This window comes from Heterorhizobium halophytocola, assembly GCF_017873095.1.
In the GTDB taxonomy this organism is placed as follows: Bacteria; Pseudomonadota; Alphaproteobacteria; order Rhizobiales; family Rhizobiaceae; genus Allorhizobium; species Allorhizobium halophytocola.
On the sequence record NZ_JAGGJU010000001.1, the window covers coordinates 679263 to 695483 of the forward strand.

Annotated in this window: 14 protein-coding genes; 11 read left to right on the forward strand and 3 right to left on the reverse strand. The window is 64.2% G+C overall.

Features of this window, described 5'->3' with window-relative positions; genetic code table 11:
- Nucleotides 1–139 precede the first annotated feature (139 nt).
- Nucleotides 140–754 (forward strand): NIPSNAP family protein, encoded by a 615-nt coding sequence (locus J2Z17_RS03180; protein WP_209942115.1) that lies wholly within the window; start codon nucleotides 140–142, stop codon nucleotides 752–754.
- 213 nt (nucleotides 755–967) lie between these two features.
- Here the strand turns inward: J2Z17_RS03180 and J2Z17_RS03185 are convergent, their stop codons facing one another.
- Nucleotides 968–1891 carry a dihydrodipicolinate synthase family protein gene (locus J2Z17_RS03185; RefSeq protein WP_209942116.1) on the reverse strand — a complete coding sequence of 308 codons (924 nt, stop codon included), beginning with the start codon at nucleotides 1889–1891 and terminating at the stop codon, nucleotides 968–970.
- Between the two features lie 449 nt (nucleotides 1892–2340).
- On the opposite strand from J2Z17_RS03185, the gene J2Z17_RS03190 reads away from it, so the two are divergent.
- Genes J2Z17_RS03190 through J2Z17_RS03205 form a run of 4 tightly spaced genes read left to right on the forward strand, consistent with a single transcriptional unit; the run spans nucleotide 2341 to nucleotide 5358 of the window.
- On the forward strand, nucleotides 2341–3144 hold the full coding sequence (locus tag J2Z17_RS03190; RefSeq protein WP_209942117.1) for an ABC transporter ATP-binding protein: 804 nt from the start codon (nucleotides 2341–2343) through the stop codon (nucleotides 3142–3144).
- On the forward strand, nucleotides 3141–3944 hold the full coding sequence (locus tag J2Z17_RS03195; protein ID WP_209942118.1) for an ABC transporter permease: 804 nt from the start codon (nucleotides 3141–3143) through the stop codon (nucleotides 3942–3944). Before J2Z17_RS03190 ends, J2Z17_RS03195 begins: the two co-directional genes overlap by 4 nt.
- A 28-nt stretch (nucleotides 3945–3972) precedes the next feature.
- The gene (locus J2Z17_RS03200) at nucleotides 3973–4653 is read left to right on the forward strand and encodes an SDR family oxidoreductase (RefSeq protein ID WP_209942119.1); all 681 of its coding nucleotides are present in this window, start codon (nucleotides 3973–3975) and stop codon (nucleotides 4651–4653) included.
- A 24-nt stretch (nucleotides 4654–4677) separates the two neighbouring features.
- Nucleotides 4678–5358 (forward strand): SDR family NAD(P)-dependent oxidoreductase, encoded by a 681-nt coding sequence (locus J2Z17_RS03205; RefSeq protein WP_209942120.1) that lies wholly within the window; start codon nucleotides 4678–4680, stop codon nucleotides 5356–5358.
- A 102-nt stretch (nucleotides 5359–5460) separates the two neighbouring features.
- On the opposite strand, the gene hutC is transcribed toward J2Z17_RS03205, so the two are convergent.
- Nucleotides 5461–6198, reverse strand: coding sequence for a histidine utilization transcriptional repressor HutC (hutC, locus tag J2Z17_RS03210; RefSeq protein WP_209942121.1), 738 nt, complete (start codon nucleotides 6196–6198; stop codon nucleotides 5461–5463).
- Nucleotides 6195–7541, reverse strand: coding sequence for a formimidoylglutamate deiminase (locus tag J2Z17_RS03215; protein WP_209942122.1), 1347 nt, complete (start codon nucleotides 7539–7541; stop codon nucleotides 6195–6197). Before J2Z17_RS03215 ends, hutC begins: the two co-directional genes overlap by 4 nt.
- 92 nt (nucleotides 7542–7633) lie before the next feature.
- Between J2Z17_RS03215 and hutI the strand changes: the two genes are divergently transcribed.
- The 6 genes from hutI (at nucleotide 7634) to J2Z17_RS03245 (ending at nucleotide 16101) form a co-directional block, all read left to right on the forward strand.
- Complete coding sequence (gene hutI / locus J2Z17_RS03220; protein WP_209942123.1) at nucleotides 7634–8887, forward strand: imidazolonepropionase; 1254 nt, start codon at nucleotides 7634–7636, stop codon at nucleotides 8885–8887.
- Complete coding sequence (hutH, locus tag J2Z17_RS03225) at nucleotides 8884–10419, forward strand: histidine ammonia-lyase (RefSeq protein WP_209942124.1); 1536 nt, start codon at nucleotides 8884–8886, stop codon at nucleotides 10417–10419. Before hutI ends, hutH begins: the two co-directional genes overlap by 4 nt.
- 296 nt (nucleotides 10420–10715) lie before the next feature.
- On the forward strand, nucleotides 10716–11534 hold the full coding sequence (hutG, locus tag J2Z17_RS03230; protein ID WP_209942125.1) for an N-formylglutamate deformylase: 819 nt from the start codon (nucleotides 10716–10718) through the stop codon (nucleotides 11532–11534).
- Complete coding sequence (gene hutU / locus J2Z17_RS03235) at nucleotides 11531–13216, forward strand: urocanate hydratase (protein ID WP_209942126.1); 1686 nt, start codon at nucleotides 11531–11533, stop codon at nucleotides 13214–13216. Before hutG ends, hutU begins: the two co-directional genes overlap by 4 nt.
- Before the next feature lie 61 nt (nucleotides 13217–13277).
- Nucleotides 13278–13853, forward strand: coding sequence for a HutD/Ves family protein (locus J2Z17_RS03240; protein WP_209942127.1), 576 nt, complete (start codon nucleotides 13278–13280; stop codon nucleotides 13851–13853).
- 193 nt (nucleotides 13854–14046) lie between these two features.
- The gene (locus J2Z17_RS03245) at nucleotides 14047–16101 is read left to right on the forward strand and encodes an O-linked N-acetylglucosamine transferase, SPINDLY family protein (RefSeq protein ID WP_209942128.1); all 2055 of its coding nucleotides are present in this window, start codon (nucleotides 14047–14049) and stop codon (nucleotides 16099–16101) included.
- Nucleotides 16102–16221: the final 120 nt, after the last annotated feature.

The window sequence follows — 16221 nt, forward strand, 5'->3', positions numbered from 1 at the left end:
TGGCTTGTTTGAACTCCGCAAAGCCGCCCGGCAAACGATTTTGCGGATGACATTCGTCAATGCATATTGATGGTATACACTTAGTATGCCAACATGCAAATCGTTCCTGATGCTTCAATTGCCAACCCAAGGATGACGCATGATCTATGACCTGACGGTACTGTCGCTGCTGCCCAACCGGCTCGGCGCGGTCCTCCCGAAACTGTCCGCGACCTATGAAAGCCTGGCGCCGAACGGCAAGGCGCTGGGTGCCTTTGCCTGCGAATTCGGCACGCTCAACCGCTTCACGTTTCTGTCCGCCTATGACGGGCTCGACGCGCTGATGGCCGACCGCAAGACCAAGATGGAGGCAGGCGACGCCTTCGGTATCGGCGAACACCTCGGCAGGATCGAGCAGACCGCCTACAAGCCGCTGTTCTTCGTGGATCCGATCGAGCCCGGCACATACGGACCGTTCTACGAGATCAGAACCTACACGCTGGCGCCGAACGGGCTCGATGAAACGGCCGAAGCCTGGAGCAAGGTCGTTCCGCGTCGCAACGAGATGTCGAAGCTGCTGATGGTCATGGGGTCGATCGAGAATGGCCCCCAGACCATGGTCCACATCTGGCCCTACAAGACGATCGAGGATCGGGTTTCCGCCCGTGGACAGGCCAGCAAGGAAGGCATCTGGCCCCCTCCGGGCGGTTCGGCCCACCTGACGAACCTGCAGTCGGAACTCTTCGTCGCCACCGGCTTTTCCGATCTGAAATAGCCCGAGCGCCCCTGCTGCAGACACCCGGTCACACGGCGGGGTGTCTGCCTCACTCTCGCTTGCCATTTCTGGCAAGGCAGGCGCAGATCCTTCGGACCGCCGTCGGCCGCGCCCGACACCGGCGGACGCATCGCGTTCCTGCCGCGCAAGGCAAGCGGGAGGGATGGCGTGCAGGACGTTATCCCCACCCAGTTTGTCGAAAACGGTTTCGCCTCAGCCGAGTTCGGCGAGACGACGTGTCAGCCGCGCAAGCATGCGCTCGACATCGGCGATCGCGGCTGCGTCGAGACCGGCACCGGGCTTGCGCTGGGCGGAACTCGCAATGGCGCCACGCTTGTGCAGCAGGTATTTGCGCACCCCGAGCCCGAGACCCGGCTGCTGCTCATAGCGCACCAGCGGCATATGGGCATCGAAGATGTCACTGGCACGCTCGACATCGCCCTTGGGGACAAGCGCCACGACGTCACGCATCATTTCGGGATAGGCATAGCCGGTCATGGCGCCGTCGGCGCCGCGCAGCATTTCGTCGAGCAGGAAAAGCCCGCCATTGCCGCAAAGAATGGCGGTGCGCCGACGCCCCTTCTCTTCGGCCGCCCGCAGGGCCGACACCTTGGCAAGCCCAGGCCAGTCCTCGTGCTTGAGCATGACGATGGAAGGATGTGCCTCGAGGATCCGGCCGAGCGTGTCCGTGCTGATATTGACCTTGGTCGACAGCGGAAAGTCCTGCAGCACGATCGGCGCTTCGCCGGTGGCGGCCACGACATTGGCATAATAGCCGAAAATGCTCTCATTGGTGGTCAGCGAGGACGGCGGCGCGACCATGACGCCGGCAGCCCCCATGTCCATGACGGCCGCGCTGACCTCGCCGATTGCTGCAAGCCCGGGCGCCGAGACGCCGACGACCACCGGCTTGTCGCCGGCCCTTGCCATTACCCGGCGCGACACCTCCAGCGTTTCCTTCTGGGTCAGCTTCGGTGCCTCGCCCATCATGCCGAGAATCGTCAGCCCGTCAGCACCGTGTTCGAAATAGAAATCGACCAGGCGGTCGAGGCTGTCATAGTCGACATCGCCGTTGTCGGTGAACGGGGTGACGGCGATAACGTAGACGCCTTTGCTCTGAGTGCTGATAAGGGGCATTCCGGTTCCTTTTGCCTCGGCCGACGCAGACCCGGAACCGACGCAAGAGACAGTCGATTGCCGAGCGAAGATATTGAAGAAAAATGGTATACCTCTAGGATACCATTTACCGATTGTCCAGTAGCCTGCGCCGTTCGCTCTGCCTGCAAACGAGGCAGAGCCATTTTTTTCCGCCCATCTTGGAAGCGTTGGCACCCCTCTCGATAGCGGCCGCAGATGTGGCTTCATCCAGCTTTATGCTTGATAAATGACAGCTTTGTCGCGCTTCCACCGCAGCCAAAGCCGGGCCTAGAGGCGCCGCTCGATCGCCCAAAATATATGCATATTTTATTTTTGCCCATTACGACGCCAGCGCCGCTTGTCGCCTTCCGAAGTTTGGAATACCGTCGATGTACCAAGACGAAGGAAGTCCGCCCGCGCAACAGCGATCGGCGGGGATCAGGTGGCCCATGCTGAACACGAACCGCACCGGAAACTTCATCTCCATCGAGGGGGTCTCCAAGTCCTTTTCAACACGCAAGGGCGACGTGCTGGCGCTCAGCAAGATCGACCTCGGCATCAAGCCGGGCGAGTTCGTCTCGATCGTCGGTCCGTCCGGCTGCGGCAAGAGCACGCTGCTGATGATCCTTGCAGGGCTCATCCCCTCGAGCAATGGCGTCGTCCATGTAAACGGCCATGACGTCACCGGACCGAGTTCCGATCTCGGCATCGTCTTCCAGCGCGACGTGCTTCTCGAATGGCGCACGGCGCTCGAAAACATCGTGCTGCAGGCCGAGATCCGCAAGATGGACAAGGCAGCCGCCACCAGGCGCGCCCATGCGCTGCTCGACATGGTCGGCCTGACGGGTTTCGAGAACGCCTACCCGCACGAACTGTCCGGCGGCATGCGTCAGCGTGTCTCGATCTGTCGCGCCCTGCTGCACGAACCGCCCCTGGTGGTGATGGACGAGCCCTTCGGCGCGCTCGACGCGCTGACCCGCGACCAGCTGCAACTCGACCTTCTGAAGATCTGGCAGAAGTCCGGCATGACCGTGGTGTTCATCACCCATTCGATCAGCGAAGCCGTGTTCCTGTCGGATCGCGTGGTGGTGATGTCGCCGCGTCCGGGCCGGATCGAAGAGGTGATCGAGATCGACCTGCCGCGCCCGCGCCGCCTTTCGGTGCGCGAGACCCCGCAATTTGCCAGCTACACCCACGAGGTCACCGGGATCTTCAAGACCCTCGGCGTCCTGCGCGAAGGAGACGACGAATGAGTGCCGCAGATATGAGCCCCACCAAGCCCCTCCTGCCGACCATCCGCTTCCGTATGCCCTATGCGGCGATGACGCTGATCTGTCTGCTGGTCATCTGGCAGGCGGCAGTAATGATCTCGCATCTTCCGGAATATCTGCTGCCTTCGCCACTCACCATCATCACCTCGCTCTACAATCTGTCGGGTCTCCTGGTGCATCACACCTTCGTCACGCTGATCGAGGTCGTGCTCGGCTTTCTGATCGCGCTGGCCGTCGCCGTGCCGCTGGCGACGCTGATCTGTTATTCGCCGCTGTTCGAGCGCTCGATTTACCCGCTGATCGTCGGATCGCAGACCATTCCCAAGGTCGCGATCGCGCCGCTGCTGCTTGCCGCCTTCGGCTATGGCCTGATCCCGAAGATCACCATCGTCGCGCTGATGGCCTTCTTCCCGATCGTCATCAACACGGTTGTCGGCCTGCGCAGCGTCTCGCAGGAGATGATCTATCTCGCCCAGTCGATGGGCGCCTCGCCGCTGCAGCAGTTCTTCCGCTTCCGCATGCCGGGCGCCCTGCCCTCGATGTTTGCCGGCATGAAGATGGCTTCCGTACTCGCCGTCATCGGCGCGGTCGTGGCCGAATTCGTCGGCTCCAATTCCGGCCTCGGCTACGTCATCACGGTCGCCGGTTCGAACTTTCGCATGGACCAGCAATTCGCCGCCATCGTCGTGCTCTCGGTGCTCGGCACGGTGATCTTCTGGATCCTCGGCCAGATCGAGCGCAGTGTCCTGCCCTGGCACAAGCCGACCCAGGACGCCGCCTGACCGCATTTCTCACAGAAAAGACAGTCTCATGCCCAATATCCTGATATCCGGTGCCAATCGCGGCATCGGGCTCGAACTCGCGCGCCAGTTTGCAGCCGGCGGCTGGTCGGTGATCGGCACCGCCCGCAACCCGGATGACGCGGAAGAGCTGGCAAGCCTTGGCGGCAACGTCGAGGTCATGCCGCTCGAGGTCGACAGCGCCACGTCGCTGGCAGCGCTCAAGACCCGGCTCTCCGGCCGGCCGATCGACGTGCTGCTTGCCAATGCCGGGATCACCGGTGCGTTGAAGGCCAGCGCCGAGGAGGTCACCCGCGCCGATTTCCTCAAGGTCCAGGCGGTCAACGGCTTTGCCCCGCTGGCGCTCGCCACCACGCTCAAGGACAACCTGCTCGCCGGCGAGCGCCGGCTGGTGACGGCGATGTCGAGCCTGATGAGTTCGGTCGGTGCCAATGACTGGGGGACCCAGTTCACCTACCGCGCCTCCAAGACCGCGCTGAACGCCTCGTGGCGGGCGCTGTCGCGCGAATGGGCGCCGCTCGGCCTCACCTGCGTGCTGCTGCGCCCGGGCATGGTCGCCACCCGCATGACCGAGTTCAAGGGCATCCGCGTCGAGGACAGCGTCGCCGGCCTGAAGACGGTCGTCGAAGGCCTCGGCTCGAAGGACAGCGGCCGCATTATCGGCTTCGACGGCCTCGACGTGCCGTGGTGAACGACAGACAGGAAATCTAGCGACATGCCGACCATTCTCATCACCGGTGCCAATCGCGGCATCGGCCTCGAATTCGCCCGCCAATATGCAAGCGCCGGCTGGCAGGTCATCGCCACGGCAAGACAGCCGGCCGAGGCCCATGATATCGCGAAAATCGACGGCGCGATCCGGGTTCTGCCCTATGACGCGCTCGACGACGACAGTGCCGATGCCTTGGCGGCGACGCTGAAAGAACAGCCGATCGACGTCATCGTCATGAATGCCGGGACCAATGCCAACAAGGACAAGGCGCCGGAAGACCTGACGATCGAGGATTGGAACGAAACGCTTCTGACCAACACCTTCGCGCCGCTCTATCTCGCGGCCCGCCTGCGCCCGAACCTGGAAGCCGGCGAGCGTAAGACGCTGGCGGCAATCTCCAGCCTGGCGGCCTCCTCCACCTATGCACAGCCGCGGGAATTCGCCTATTCCGCCTCCAAGGCGGCCCTCAACCAGATGTGGCGCAATCTTGCCGTCGACTGGCGCCCTTGGGGCTGCAAATGCGTGACCCTGCGTCCGGGCCGCGTGCAGACGCGGATGACCGGTTTCGATGGCGATCTGACGCCAGAACAGTCGGTCGCCGGCATGCGCAAGGTCATCGACGGGCTGGTTCCGGAGCAGAGTGGCAGCCTTATCGGCTATGACGGGATCGTGGTGCCCTGGTAACAGGTCCTATGGCAGAGCATGTCCAGGAAAAGTGTAGTCGCGGTTTTCCGTCCGGAAATGCGCAAGAACACGTGCGGTGAATGCATGTTTACCGGACGCGTTCTAGCCGCGTGAGACGTTCTCCGAGCCGGGCGTAAAGCGGGCGACCACGGTGTGGCGGTCGCCCGGATAGACGAACCGGACGAAGGTCACCGGACCTCCGCCATCCCAGGTGCGCCGCTCGACGATCAGGACCGCCGTGCCGCGCGGAATAGCCAAAGCCTTGGCGACCGCCGCAGTCGCCGACTGCGCGTAGATGCGATGCTCTGCCGTACTCCACGGCACGCGGCTCAAAAGCCATGGACCGGGGGCGATCTGCTCGAAGCTCTCGTCGACGGCTTCTGCAACCGTCGCCAGGCTGATCAGCCGCTCCTCGATGCAGAAGGGCCGTTCTCCCGCCAGATGCAGCGCCGTCACATCAAGGATGCCGCTGCCCTCAGGCAGATCCAGCTGCTGCGCATCCCCGGCCTCGGCACTGCGCACCACCCGCTTGTCCAGCCGGTAGGAGTAGGGCAGCTTCAGCGAACGGACCTCCGCTTCGATATCGTGTATCTCGAGCACTGCCGCCTGCGCCACCGGCTGGGAGACGAAGCTGCCGAGCTTCTTGCGCCGTTCGATCAGACCCGTCCGCGCAAGATGGGTCAGGACCTTGTTCGCCGTCATCCGCGAGCAGCCGTATTGGGCGGCAAGATCCACCTCGAACGGCAGGCGATGGCCGGGCGGCCAGGTACCGGAGACGATCTGGCGCTCGATATCGCTGAGGATCCGCTGATGCAGGGTGGCATCCTTGCCGTTGGTCATTGGGCCAGCAATTCCTGCATGACGGAACGGAACCGGCTGGCAATCGCCTCGCGCCCGTGATGCCGCCCACCCGAAACCTGTTTTTTGCCCTGGACCCAGACGCAATCGAGCGCAACACCGCTGGCGAAGATCCATTGATCGAAGACCTGGTCTCCCCGGACATACGGCGCTTCGCCGATATCGAGCGATACGAAATCGGCGGCATGTCCCTCGGCAAGCCCGACCTGGGACTGCAAGGCGGCTGCCCCGCCGGCAAGTGCGCCCTCGAATAGCCTGCGCCCGGTCGACCCCTCGGTCCGCGCCACCACATTGCGTGCCCGCAGGCCGAGGCGCTGCGAATATTCGAACTGGCGAAGCTCCTGCGCCACCGAGATCAGCACGTTCGAATCCGAGCCGACGCCAAAACGCCCGTCACCTGCAAGAAAGGTGTCTCCTGGAAAAATCCCGTCACCGAGATTGGCCTCGGTCACTGGGCACAGGCCCGCAACCGCGCCGCTGGCGGCCATGCCCTCCGTCTCCTGCGCCGTCATGTGCGTCGCATGGATCAGGCACCAGCGCGCGTCGACCGGTGCGTTGGCAAGCAGCCATTCCACGGGACGTGCCCCCGACCAGGCGACGCAGTCCTCGACTTCCTTCACCTGCTCGGCGATGTGGAGATGAACCGGGCCATCGCCGGCGAGCGCAGCCAGATGCTGCAGCTCTTCCGGCGTCACAGCCCGCAGACTATGGGGTGCGACACCGACATTGCCGCCCGGCAGGCCGGCGGCGACCTTGCGGCAACCGGCAAGCGTTCTCTCGAAATCGTCGATCCCGTGAATGAAACGGCGCTGCCCCTCGATCGGCCGAGCGCCGCCGAAGCCGGAATGAGCGTAGAAGACCGGCAGCAACGTCAGGCCGATCCCCGTCTGCGCACTCGCAGCGCCGATCCGCTCGGCCATCTCGGCGATATTGGTATAGTGACCGCCATCCTTGTCGTGGTGCAGATAGTGGAACTCGCCGACGCGGCCAAAGCCCGCTTCCAGCATTTCCATATAGAGCTGGGCGGCAACGGCCTCGACCTGTTCGGGCGTGATCGTCAGCGCGAACTTGTACATCAGCGTCCGCCAGCTCCAGAAACTGTCGCTCCCCGGTCCGCGGACCTCCGTCAGCCCGGCCATCGCGCGCTGAAAGGCATGGCTATGCAGGTTCGGCATCGCCGGCACAAGCACCGCATGCCGCTCGTCGCCCGCCGCCGGCTCCACATGCGTCTCCACCTTGGAAAGTCGGCCCGCGCTGATCGTCAGCCGGACATTGCTCTGCCAGCCATCCGCCAGGAATGCGCTTTCAGCGTGAAGCGTGCTCATGGTGCCCTCTCTGCATTTTCAGCGACAAAACCCTCTTGTCACATCGATCGTTATGTATATACATGTTTTGCAATCAGGAAAGGCCAAAGCGGATGAGCGATCAGATTTTCTCGCACGCCGGGACCAGCGAAACAACTGTCTGGCGCAATGCCAGGATTGCCACCCTTGGCTTCCGATCCGAGGATCTCGGCCAGGTCGAAAAGGCGGCCATCGCGGTGACCGGCGGTCGCATCGCCTATGTCGGACCGGAGGCGGACCTGCCCGCTGACCTGCGCAACGCTGACCGGCAGACGGACTGCGAGGGACGCTGGATCACGCCGGCGCTGATCGACTGCCACACCCATCTCGTCTTTGGCGGCGATCGGGCCCGGGAATTCGAAATGCGGCTTGCCGGCGCCAGCTACGAGGACATCGCCCGTGCCGGCGGCGGCATCGTCTCATCCGTGAACGCCACCCGCGCCCTCGACGTCGACGGTCTGGCGAAGGCCGCCCTGCCCCGTCTCGACACGCTGCTGTCGGAGGGTGCCGATACCGTGGAAATCAAGTCGGGCTACGGCCTTTCGGTCGAGTCGGAACTCGACATGCTCCGCGCCGCCCGCAAGCTGGAGACGCTGCGCCCCGTCCGCATCAGGACCAGCTATCTCGCCGCCCATGCGACACCGGCAGACTACAAGGGGCGCAATGGCGACTATATCACCGACGTCGTCCTGCCCGGGATGGACCGCGGCCACGCGGAAGGCCTGATAGATGCCGTCGACGGCTTTTGCGAGGGAATTGCCTTTTCGCCGGCGGACATCGGCCGCGTTTTCGACCATGCCCGAGGCCTGAACCTTCCAGTCAAGCTGCACGCCGAGCAACTCTCCGATCTCGGCGGCGCGAGGCTTGCGGCCTCCTATGGTGCGCTGTCTGCCGACCACCTCGAATATCTACGCGACGAAGACGCTGCCGTCATGGCCAAGGCCGGCACTGTCGCCGTTCTGCTGCCCGGTGCCTTCTATACCCTGCGCGAAAAGCAGCTGCCGCCGATGGCCGCCCTGCGCGCCGCCGGAACCGCGATCGCGCTTGCAACCGATTGCAATCCCGGAACCTCGCCGCTGACCTCCCTGCTGCTCACCATGAACATGGGCGCCACGCTGTTCGGCATGACCGTTGCCGAGTGTCTTGCCGGCGTCACGCGCGAAGCCGCCCGGGCCCTCGGCCTGCTTCAGGAAACCGGAACGCTGGAAGTCGGCAAGTCGGCCGATTTTGCCATCTGGGACATCGATCGGCCGGCCGAACTCGTCTACCGTATCGGCTTCAACCCGCTCCATGCCCGCGTGTTCAAGGGCGAAAGGATCGCGCAATGACGATTGTCCTTCATCCCGGCGACGTCTCTCTCGATCAGCTCGCCCGCATCTACTGGGACGGGGAAGCGGCGCGCATCGACCCGTCCTTCCATGCAGGTGTCGAGCGGGCCGCCGGACGAATTGCCGAGATCGCGGCCGGCAACGAACCGGTCTACGGCATCAATACCGGCTTCGGCAAACTTGCCTCGATCAAGATCGATGCCGCCGACACGGCCACCCTGCAGCGCAACCTGATCCTGTCGCATTGCTGCGGCATCGGCGCGCCGCTGGCGGACAATGTGGTGCGCCTGATCATGGCACTGAAGCTGATCTCGCTCGGCCGCGGCGCCTCGGGCGTTCGTCTCGTGCTCATCACATTGATCGAGAACATGCTGGAGAAGGGCGTCACACCGGTAATCCCCGAGAAAGGATCGGTCGGTGCCTCCGGCGACCTCGCCCCGCTCGCGCATCTGGCAGCTGTGATGATGGGCCATGGCGAAGCCTTCTACAATGGCGAGCGCATGTGCGGTGCCGAGGCACTCGCAGCCGCCGAGCTCGAACCGGTGGAGCTTGCCGCCAAGGAAGGCCTGGCACTGATCAACGGTACGCAGACGTCGACGGCTCTGGCGCTGGCAGGCCTGTTCCGGGCGCATCGCGCAGCACGGTCGGCCCTTGTCACCGGCGCGCTCAGCACTGATGCTGCCATGGGGTCATCGGCGCCGTTCCATCCCGACATTCACGCCCTTCGCGGCCATCAGGGGCAGATCGACGCCGGGGCTGCCCTGCGCGCGCTGCTCGAAGGCTCGGTTATCCGCGAAAGCCATATCCAGGGCGACGAGCGCGTGCAGGACCCCTATTGCATCCGCTGCCAGCCGCAGGTGGACGGCGCCTGCCTCGACCAGTTGCGGATGGCCGCCCGCACGCTGCAGATCGAAGCCAATGCGGTCACCGACAATCCGCTGGTGCTCTCGGACGACAGCGTCGTGTCCGGCGGCAATTTCCACGCCGAGCCCGTCGCCTTTGCCGCCGACCAGATCGCCATCGCCGTCTGCGAAATCGGCGCCATCGCCCAGCGGCGTATCGCGCTTCTGGTCGACCCGGCCCTCTCCTACGGCCTGCCGGCCTTCCTGGCGAAAAAGCCGGGGCTCAATTCGGGCCTGATGATCGCCGAAGTCACCTCGGCGGCGCTGATGAGCGAGAACAAGCAGATGTCGCACCCGGCCTCGGTCGATTCGACGCCGACCTCGGCCAACCAGGAAGATCATGTGTCGATGGCCTGCCACGGTGCGCGGCGGCTGCTGCAGATGACCGACAACCTGTTCGGAATCATCGGCATCGAGGCGCTGACCGCCGCCCAAGGCATCGAGTTCCGTGCCCCGCTGGTCTCCAGCCCCGAACTGATGACGGCTCTGGCAGCCGTCCGCCGTGTCGTGCCGACGCTCGAGGAGGATCGCTACATGGCGACCGATCTTTCAGCGGCAAGCGAGTTGATAGCGTCGGGCGCGCTGAACGCCAGCATTTCGGCCGGGATCTTGCCGGAACTGGAAGGCTAGGATGCCGGTTATCGCTGAATCACGCCCTTCTGCCCAGCCGGGCACCTCCCCCTCAAAGGGGGAGACCACGGGTCGCACGTTTGTTGCAAGCCCGCTGAGCTTCGGCCCTCCGATGTGGCCGATCAAGACCTTTCAAGGCATCTCGTCGCGACGAGAATCGTACTCTCAGGCGGCTGGAAGAGCCCACGCGGTCGGCCACCGGTCGATCTCTCTCCTTGACGGGGAGATGGCCGGCAGACCAGAGCGGGACAGGCGGCGGCGTGACATTGACCCATCCATTCTCCGGAGGTTCCAAAATGACTGACGTATTCGAAATCCGCCGCGGCACCTCCCCGATCATCCTCGGCCTGCCCCATACCGGCACCGATGTGCCGCCCGAGATCTTCGCGCGGCTGAACGACAACGGCAAGGCTCTCGCCGATACCGACTGGCACATCCACACGCTCTATGACGGCCTGCTGCCGGACGTCACCAGTGTCCGGGCCACCTTCCATCGCTATGTGATCGATGCCAACCGCGATCCGGAAGGCGCGAGCCTCTATCCGGGCCAGAACACCACCGGCCTGGTCCCGACAACGGATTTTGACGGGCGGGCGATCTGGGCGGACGGCGAGGAACCCACCGAAGCCGATATCGCCGAGCGGCTCACCACCTACCACCGGCCCTATCATCAGGCGCTGGCAGCCGAAATCGAGCGGGTCAAGGCAATCCACGGCATTGCCGTTCTCTACGATTGCCACTCGATCCGCTCGCATATCCCCTTCCTCTTCGAAGGCAAGCTGCCGGACTTCAACATCGGCACCAATTCCGGTGCCTCCTGCGCGCTGGAGATCGAGCGCGTGACCGCCGAGGTCGCGGGATACGCGAACGGCCTGACCAGTATCGTCAACGGCCGCTTCAAGGGCGGCTGGACGACGCGGCACTACGGCAAGCCGCAGACGGGCGTGCATGCGATTCAGATGGAGCTCACCCAGTCGAGCCATCTTGCGACCGAGACCCTGCCCTTTGCCTATGATGACGAGAAGGCCGAGACATTACGCGTCCACCTGAAAGCCATCCTCACCCGCATCGAGGCGGTCGCATACGAGATAAAGAACGAAGGGAACCGAGCATGACCAACCCGCGTCACAATATCCGCGACGTCCGCGCCCCGCGCGGCAACGCGCTCAATGCGAAGAGCTGGATGACCGAAGCGCCGCTGCGGATGCTGATGAACAATCTGGACGCCGAGGTCGCGGAGAATCCGCACGAGCTCGTGGTCTATGGCGGCATCGGCCGCGCGGCCCGCACCTGGGAAGACTTCGACCGCATCGTCGCGACCCTGAAGGATCTGACCGAGGAAGAGACCCTGCTTGTCCAGTCCGGCAAGCCCGTCGGCGTGTTCCGCACCCACAAGGATGCACCCCGCGTCCTGATCGCCAATTCCAATCTCGTGCCGCACTGGGCCAACTGGGACCATTTCAACGAACTCGACAAGAAGGGGCTGGCCATGTACGGCCAGATGACGGCGGGCTCGTGGATCTATATCGGCACGCAAGGCATCGTGCAGGGCACCTACGAGACCTTCGTCGAAGCCGGCCGCCAGCATTATGACGGTAGCCTCAAGGGCAAGTGGATCCTGACCGGCGGCCTTGGCGGCATGGGCGGCGCCCAGCCGCTGGCAGCCGTCATGGCCGGCGCCTGCTGCCTGGCGGTGGAATGCGACGAGACCCGCATCGATTTCCGGCTGCGCACGCGCTATGTCGATGAAAAGGCCCAGACGCTCGACGAGGCCCTGGCGCTGATCGACACGTGGACCAAGGCCGGCGAAGCCAAGTCCGTCGGTCTCGTCGGCAATGCCGCCGAGGTCTTCCCAGAGCTCGTCAAACGCATGCAGGCCGGTGGCCCGCGTCCCGACATCGTCACCGACCAGACCTCCGCCCACGATCCGCTGAACGGCTACCTGCCGATCGGCTGGACGGTTGCGGAAGCCAGAGCCAAGCGCGAAAGCGACCCGAAATCGGTCGAGACCGCCGCACGCGCCTCGATGAAGCAGCATGTGGAGGCCATGGTGGCCTTCTGGGATGCCGGCGTGCCGACGCTCGACTATGGCAACAATATCCGCCAGGTCGCCAAGGACGAGGGCCTGGAGAACGCCTTCGCCTTTCCGGGCTTCGTGCCGGCCTATATCCGCCCGCTGTTCTGCCGCGGCATCGGCCCGTTCCGCTGGGCGGCCCTTTCCGGTGATCCGGAAGATATCTACAAGACCGACGCCAAGGTGAAGGAGCTGCTGCCCGACAACAAGCACCTGCACAACTGGCTCGACATGGCCAGGGAACGCATCGCCTTCCAGGGCCTGCCGGCACGCATCTGCTGGGTCGGTCTTGGCGATCGCCACAAGCTCGGCCTTGCCTTCAACGAGATGGTCCGCAATGGCGAACTTTCGGCACCGATCGTGATCGGCCGCGACCACCTCGATTCCGGCTCCGTCGCCTCCCCCAACCGCGAGACGGAAGCGATGAAGGACGGCTCGGACGCCGTGTCCGACTGGCCGCTGCTGAACGCGCTGCTGAACACGGCATCGGGCGCGACCTGGGTGTCGCTGCACCATGGCGGCGGCGTCGGCATGGGCTTTTCCCAGCATTCCGGCATGGTCATCTGCTGCGACGGTTCGGAAGATGCCGACCGGCGGCTGGAGCGGGTTCTGTGGAACGATCCGGCAACGGGCGTCATGCGCCATGCGGATGCCGGCTATGACATCGCCGTCGACTGCGCCCGGGAGCAAGGCCTGCGCCTGCCCGGCATTCTCGGAAACTGAAGCATGCGGGGCGCCGACCGGAAAGGTGGCCGCCCCGATCTCCTGACACGAAAGCCATACCATGCGGATCCTGCGCGCCGGCGATTACAAGACGATGCCCTGGAAGAACGGCGGCGGTGAAACCACCGAAGTGCTTGCCTCTCCACCCGGTGCATCGCTGAACGATTTCGACTGGCGCGTCAGCATGGCAACCGTGGCCGCGGACGGCCCCTTTTCCTCCTTTCCCGGAATCGACAGGACCCTCTCGATTCTCGACGGCGCCGGCATGACGCTTTCTATCGGCGACGGCGCTCCGGTCACACTCGAGACCACCTCGCCTCCGCTTACCTTTGCCGCCGATGCGCCGACCACCGCCTGGCTTGTCGACGGGCCGATCCGCGACCTCAACGTCATGTCGCGTCGCGGCCGGGTTGCGCATGCCGTCGAGCGACAGAAGGCCCCGGCGGTGCTGCCACCCCGCGGAACCGTCCGCCTGCTGCTTGCCCTCGGTGAGCTGACCATCGCGATTGCCGATCAGCGGCACGATCTCGGCCCGCTCGACTGCATCTTGCTGGAGGCTGACGACGACCGGACACTTGCCGTCGAGGGCGCGGGCGAATTTACTCTCGTGACGTTCGCGCCGGCAGCCATCGGCTGAGCGAAAAGACCCGGCCCAGGCGCGCGCCCATTCTTGTGCCGCGATTCTTTGCCCGCTCACCCCATGACCACAATCCCTGTGGGCTTCTCGTGCCGCGGCATGCTCAGAGCAAGCTAGGCCGTTTAACAGCAGATCGGAATGAGTAGTTTATTGCCGAACCCGGCCCGCGGGGCCGCTGATTCGTGGGATTGTCATGGCTAGAACTGAGACTTCGAGTGCACCCGCCGCCCCTTCTCTGGCTGGCATGCTGGAGCTTGCCCGCACGCAGCGTCTGAACCTTATGGATCTCTTCCAGTTCGCCGAGCGGCATGCCGCTACGAACAGGAGCGAGGCAGCCGATCTCTACAAGGCCTGGATCGCCTACAACGACGCCCATCCGCTGCTGCATCTGGTCTACTTCAACTATGCGGTCATGCTGCGCCAGACGGGCGACGTCACGGGCTCGATCCACGCCCTGCGCGCCTGCCTGAAGATCGAGCCGCAATTTGGTCAGGCCCACATCAATCTCGGTCGCGCCTACGAGGACAGCGGTCTTGCGATGCAGGCCGTGCAGCAGTGGCGCAGTTTTGCCGAGATGACTGCGGAGAGCACCGCAGACCGCGTCATGCACCGTCTGATGACGCTGCAACATATCGGCCGCGTGATGGAAAATGCCGGCCTGCTGGAAGATGCGGAAACCACGCTGTGGCAGGCAATCGAGCTTCGGCCGGACAAGACGGAAGCCGGCCAGCACTGGAGCGCCATTCGCCAGCGCCAGTGCAAATGGCCGATCCTCACCCCCTCCGACCACGTTTCCAGGCGCCAGCTGATCGACGCGATGTCGCCATTGTCGCTCGGATCCTATTCCGACGACCCGATCTTCCAGCTCGCCAATGCCCACCGCTACTGCCTGTCCTTCGTCGGACGGCCCGACACCAGCGGCTTTCCGGTCAAGACCGTGAAGAAGAAGACCGGCACGGGCCAGCGTCTGCGCATCGGCTATGTCTCTTCGGACCTGCGCGACCACGCCGTCGGCTTTGCGCTTCGGGAAGTGCTGGAACTGCACGACAAGGACAGCGTCGAGATCTACGCCTATTATCTCGGCGAGCCCGCAGCAAACGATGCGACCCAGGCTCGAATGAAGGCCGTGATCGACGGCTGGCGCGATCTGGCCAATCTCAGCGACGCCGACGCGGCCCGGCTGATCGCGGCCGACGACATCGACATCCTAGTGGACGTCAACGGCTATACCAAGCAGGCGCGGACGAAGATCTTCGCCTATCGGCCGGCGCCGGTGATCGTCAACTTCTGCGGCTATCCGGGATCGATGGGCAGCCCGTTCCACCAGTACATGATCACCGACGGGCACATCGTGCCGCCGGAAAACGAGATCTACTACTCGGAAAAGGTGCTGCGCATCGCCTGTTGCCAGCCGATCGACCGCAAGCGCGTGATCGATGACAAGCCGTCGCGCAAGGAGGCCGGCCTGCCGGAGGACGGTTTCGTCTTTGCCTGCTTCAACGGCATGCAGAAGATCACCGAAAGTACCTTTGCCGACTGGATGAAGATCCTGACCGCGGTGCCGAAAAGCGTGCTCTGGCTGCTGACCGGCAACGACGCGGTGGATGCGCGTCTCAAGCAGCTGGCGGAAAAGGCAGGCGTCTCCCCCGAGCGGATCGTTTTTGCCCCGAAGGCCCCGAACGCCAAGCATCTGGCCCGCATCGCGGTCGCCGACCTCTTTCTCGACACCTTCCCCTATGGCGCCCATTCGACGGCCGGCGATGCGCTGACGGTCGGGCTGCCGGTGCTGACCTTCGCCGGCAAGAGCTTTGCGGCACGCTTTTGCCACAGTATCGTTCATGCCGCAGACGTGCCGGAACTGATCTGCCGCAACCCGCAGGACTATGTCGAAAAGGCGATCGGCTACGCCAGCGATCCGAAGAGCCTGAAGGCGATCCGCGATGCACTCTGGGCCGGGCGCGAAACCAGCGTGTTGCGCGACATTCCGGGCACCGCAGGCCAGCTGGAGCAGCTTTACTGGCAGATGCAGGCCGAAGGCGAGCGCAGCGAGACGCCGGTTCCGGATCTGCGCAACCTCGATCTCTACTACGAGATCGGCACGGAACTGGTCGACAACAACATCGTCTACCAGGACGAGGAGACCTATCGTCGGCAATACATGGCAAAGCTGAAGACCTGGAATGCCTACGCGCCGATCCCGCATGACGAGCGCTTGTGGACAGTCGAGGCTTCGCAAGCCGAAGGCTGAGCCCACCGGTCCTTCATGACCTGACCGACATCGGGCGCAAGCCGCCCGGTTCCCCGCCGAAGCGAGCCATTTTTCGGCCTGTTCGCAACCCTTGCTTGTCGCGCGTCGCCAAGCACGCAA

What these genes read in the sequence shown, in the direction of transcription:
- J2Z17_RS03180 (WP_209942115.1), top strand. Translation starts at nt 140, where the DNA reads ATGATCTATGACCTGACGGTACTGTCGCTGCTGCCCAACCGGCTCGGC.
- J2Z17_RS03185 (WP_209942116.1), bottom strand. Translation starts at nt 1,891, where the DNA reads ATGCCCCTTATCAGCACTCAGAGCAAAGGCGTCTACGTTATCGCCGTC.
- J2Z17_RS03190 (WP_209942117.1), top strand. Translation starts at nt 2,341, where the DNA reads ATGCTGAACACGAACCGCACCGGAAACTTCATCTCCATCGAGGGGGTC.
- J2Z17_RS03195 (WP_209942118.1), top strand. Translation starts at nt 3,141, where the DNA reads ATGAGTGCCGCAGATATGAGCCCCACCAAGCCCCTCCTGCCGACCATC.
- J2Z17_RS03200 (WP_209942119.1), top strand. Translation starts at nt 3,973, where the DNA reads ATGCCCAATATCCTGATATCCGGTGCCAATCGCGGCATCGGGCTCGAA.
- J2Z17_RS03205 (WP_209942120.1), top strand. Translation starts at nt 4,678, where the DNA reads ATGCCGACCATTCTCATCACCGGTGCCAATCGCGGCATCGGCCTCGAA.
- hutC (WP_209942121.1), bottom strand. Translation starts at nt 6,198, where the DNA reads ATGACCAACGGCAAGGATGCCACCCTGCATCAGCGGATCCTCAGCGAT.
- J2Z17_RS03215 (WP_209942122.1), bottom strand. Translation starts at nt 7,541, where the DNA reads ATGAGCACGCTTCACGCTGAAAGCGCATTCCTGGCGGATGGCTGGCAG.
- hutI (WP_209942123.1), top strand. Translation starts at nt 7,634, where the DNA reads ATGAGCGATCAGATTTTCTCGCACGCCGGGACCAGCGAAACAACTGTC.
- hutH (WP_209942124.1), top strand. Translation starts at nt 8,884, where the DNA reads ATGACGATTGTCCTTCATCCCGGCGACGTCTCTCTCGATCAGCTCGCC.
- hutG (WP_209942125.1), top strand. Translation starts at nt 10,716, where the DNA reads ATGACTGACGTATTCGAAATCCGCCGCGGCACCTCCCCGATCATCCTC.
- hutU (WP_209942126.1), top strand. Translation starts at nt 11,531, where the DNA reads ATGACCAACCCGCGTCACAATATCCGCGACGTCCGCGCCCCGCGCGGC.
- J2Z17_RS03240 (WP_209942127.1), top strand. Translation starts at nt 13,278, where the DNA reads ATGCGGATCCTGCGCGCCGGCGATTACAAGACGATGCCCTGGAAGAAC.
- J2Z17_RS03245 (WP_209942128.1), top strand. Translation starts at nt 14,047, where the DNA reads ATGGCTAGAACTGAGACTTCGAGTGCACCCGCCGCCCCTTCTCTGGCT.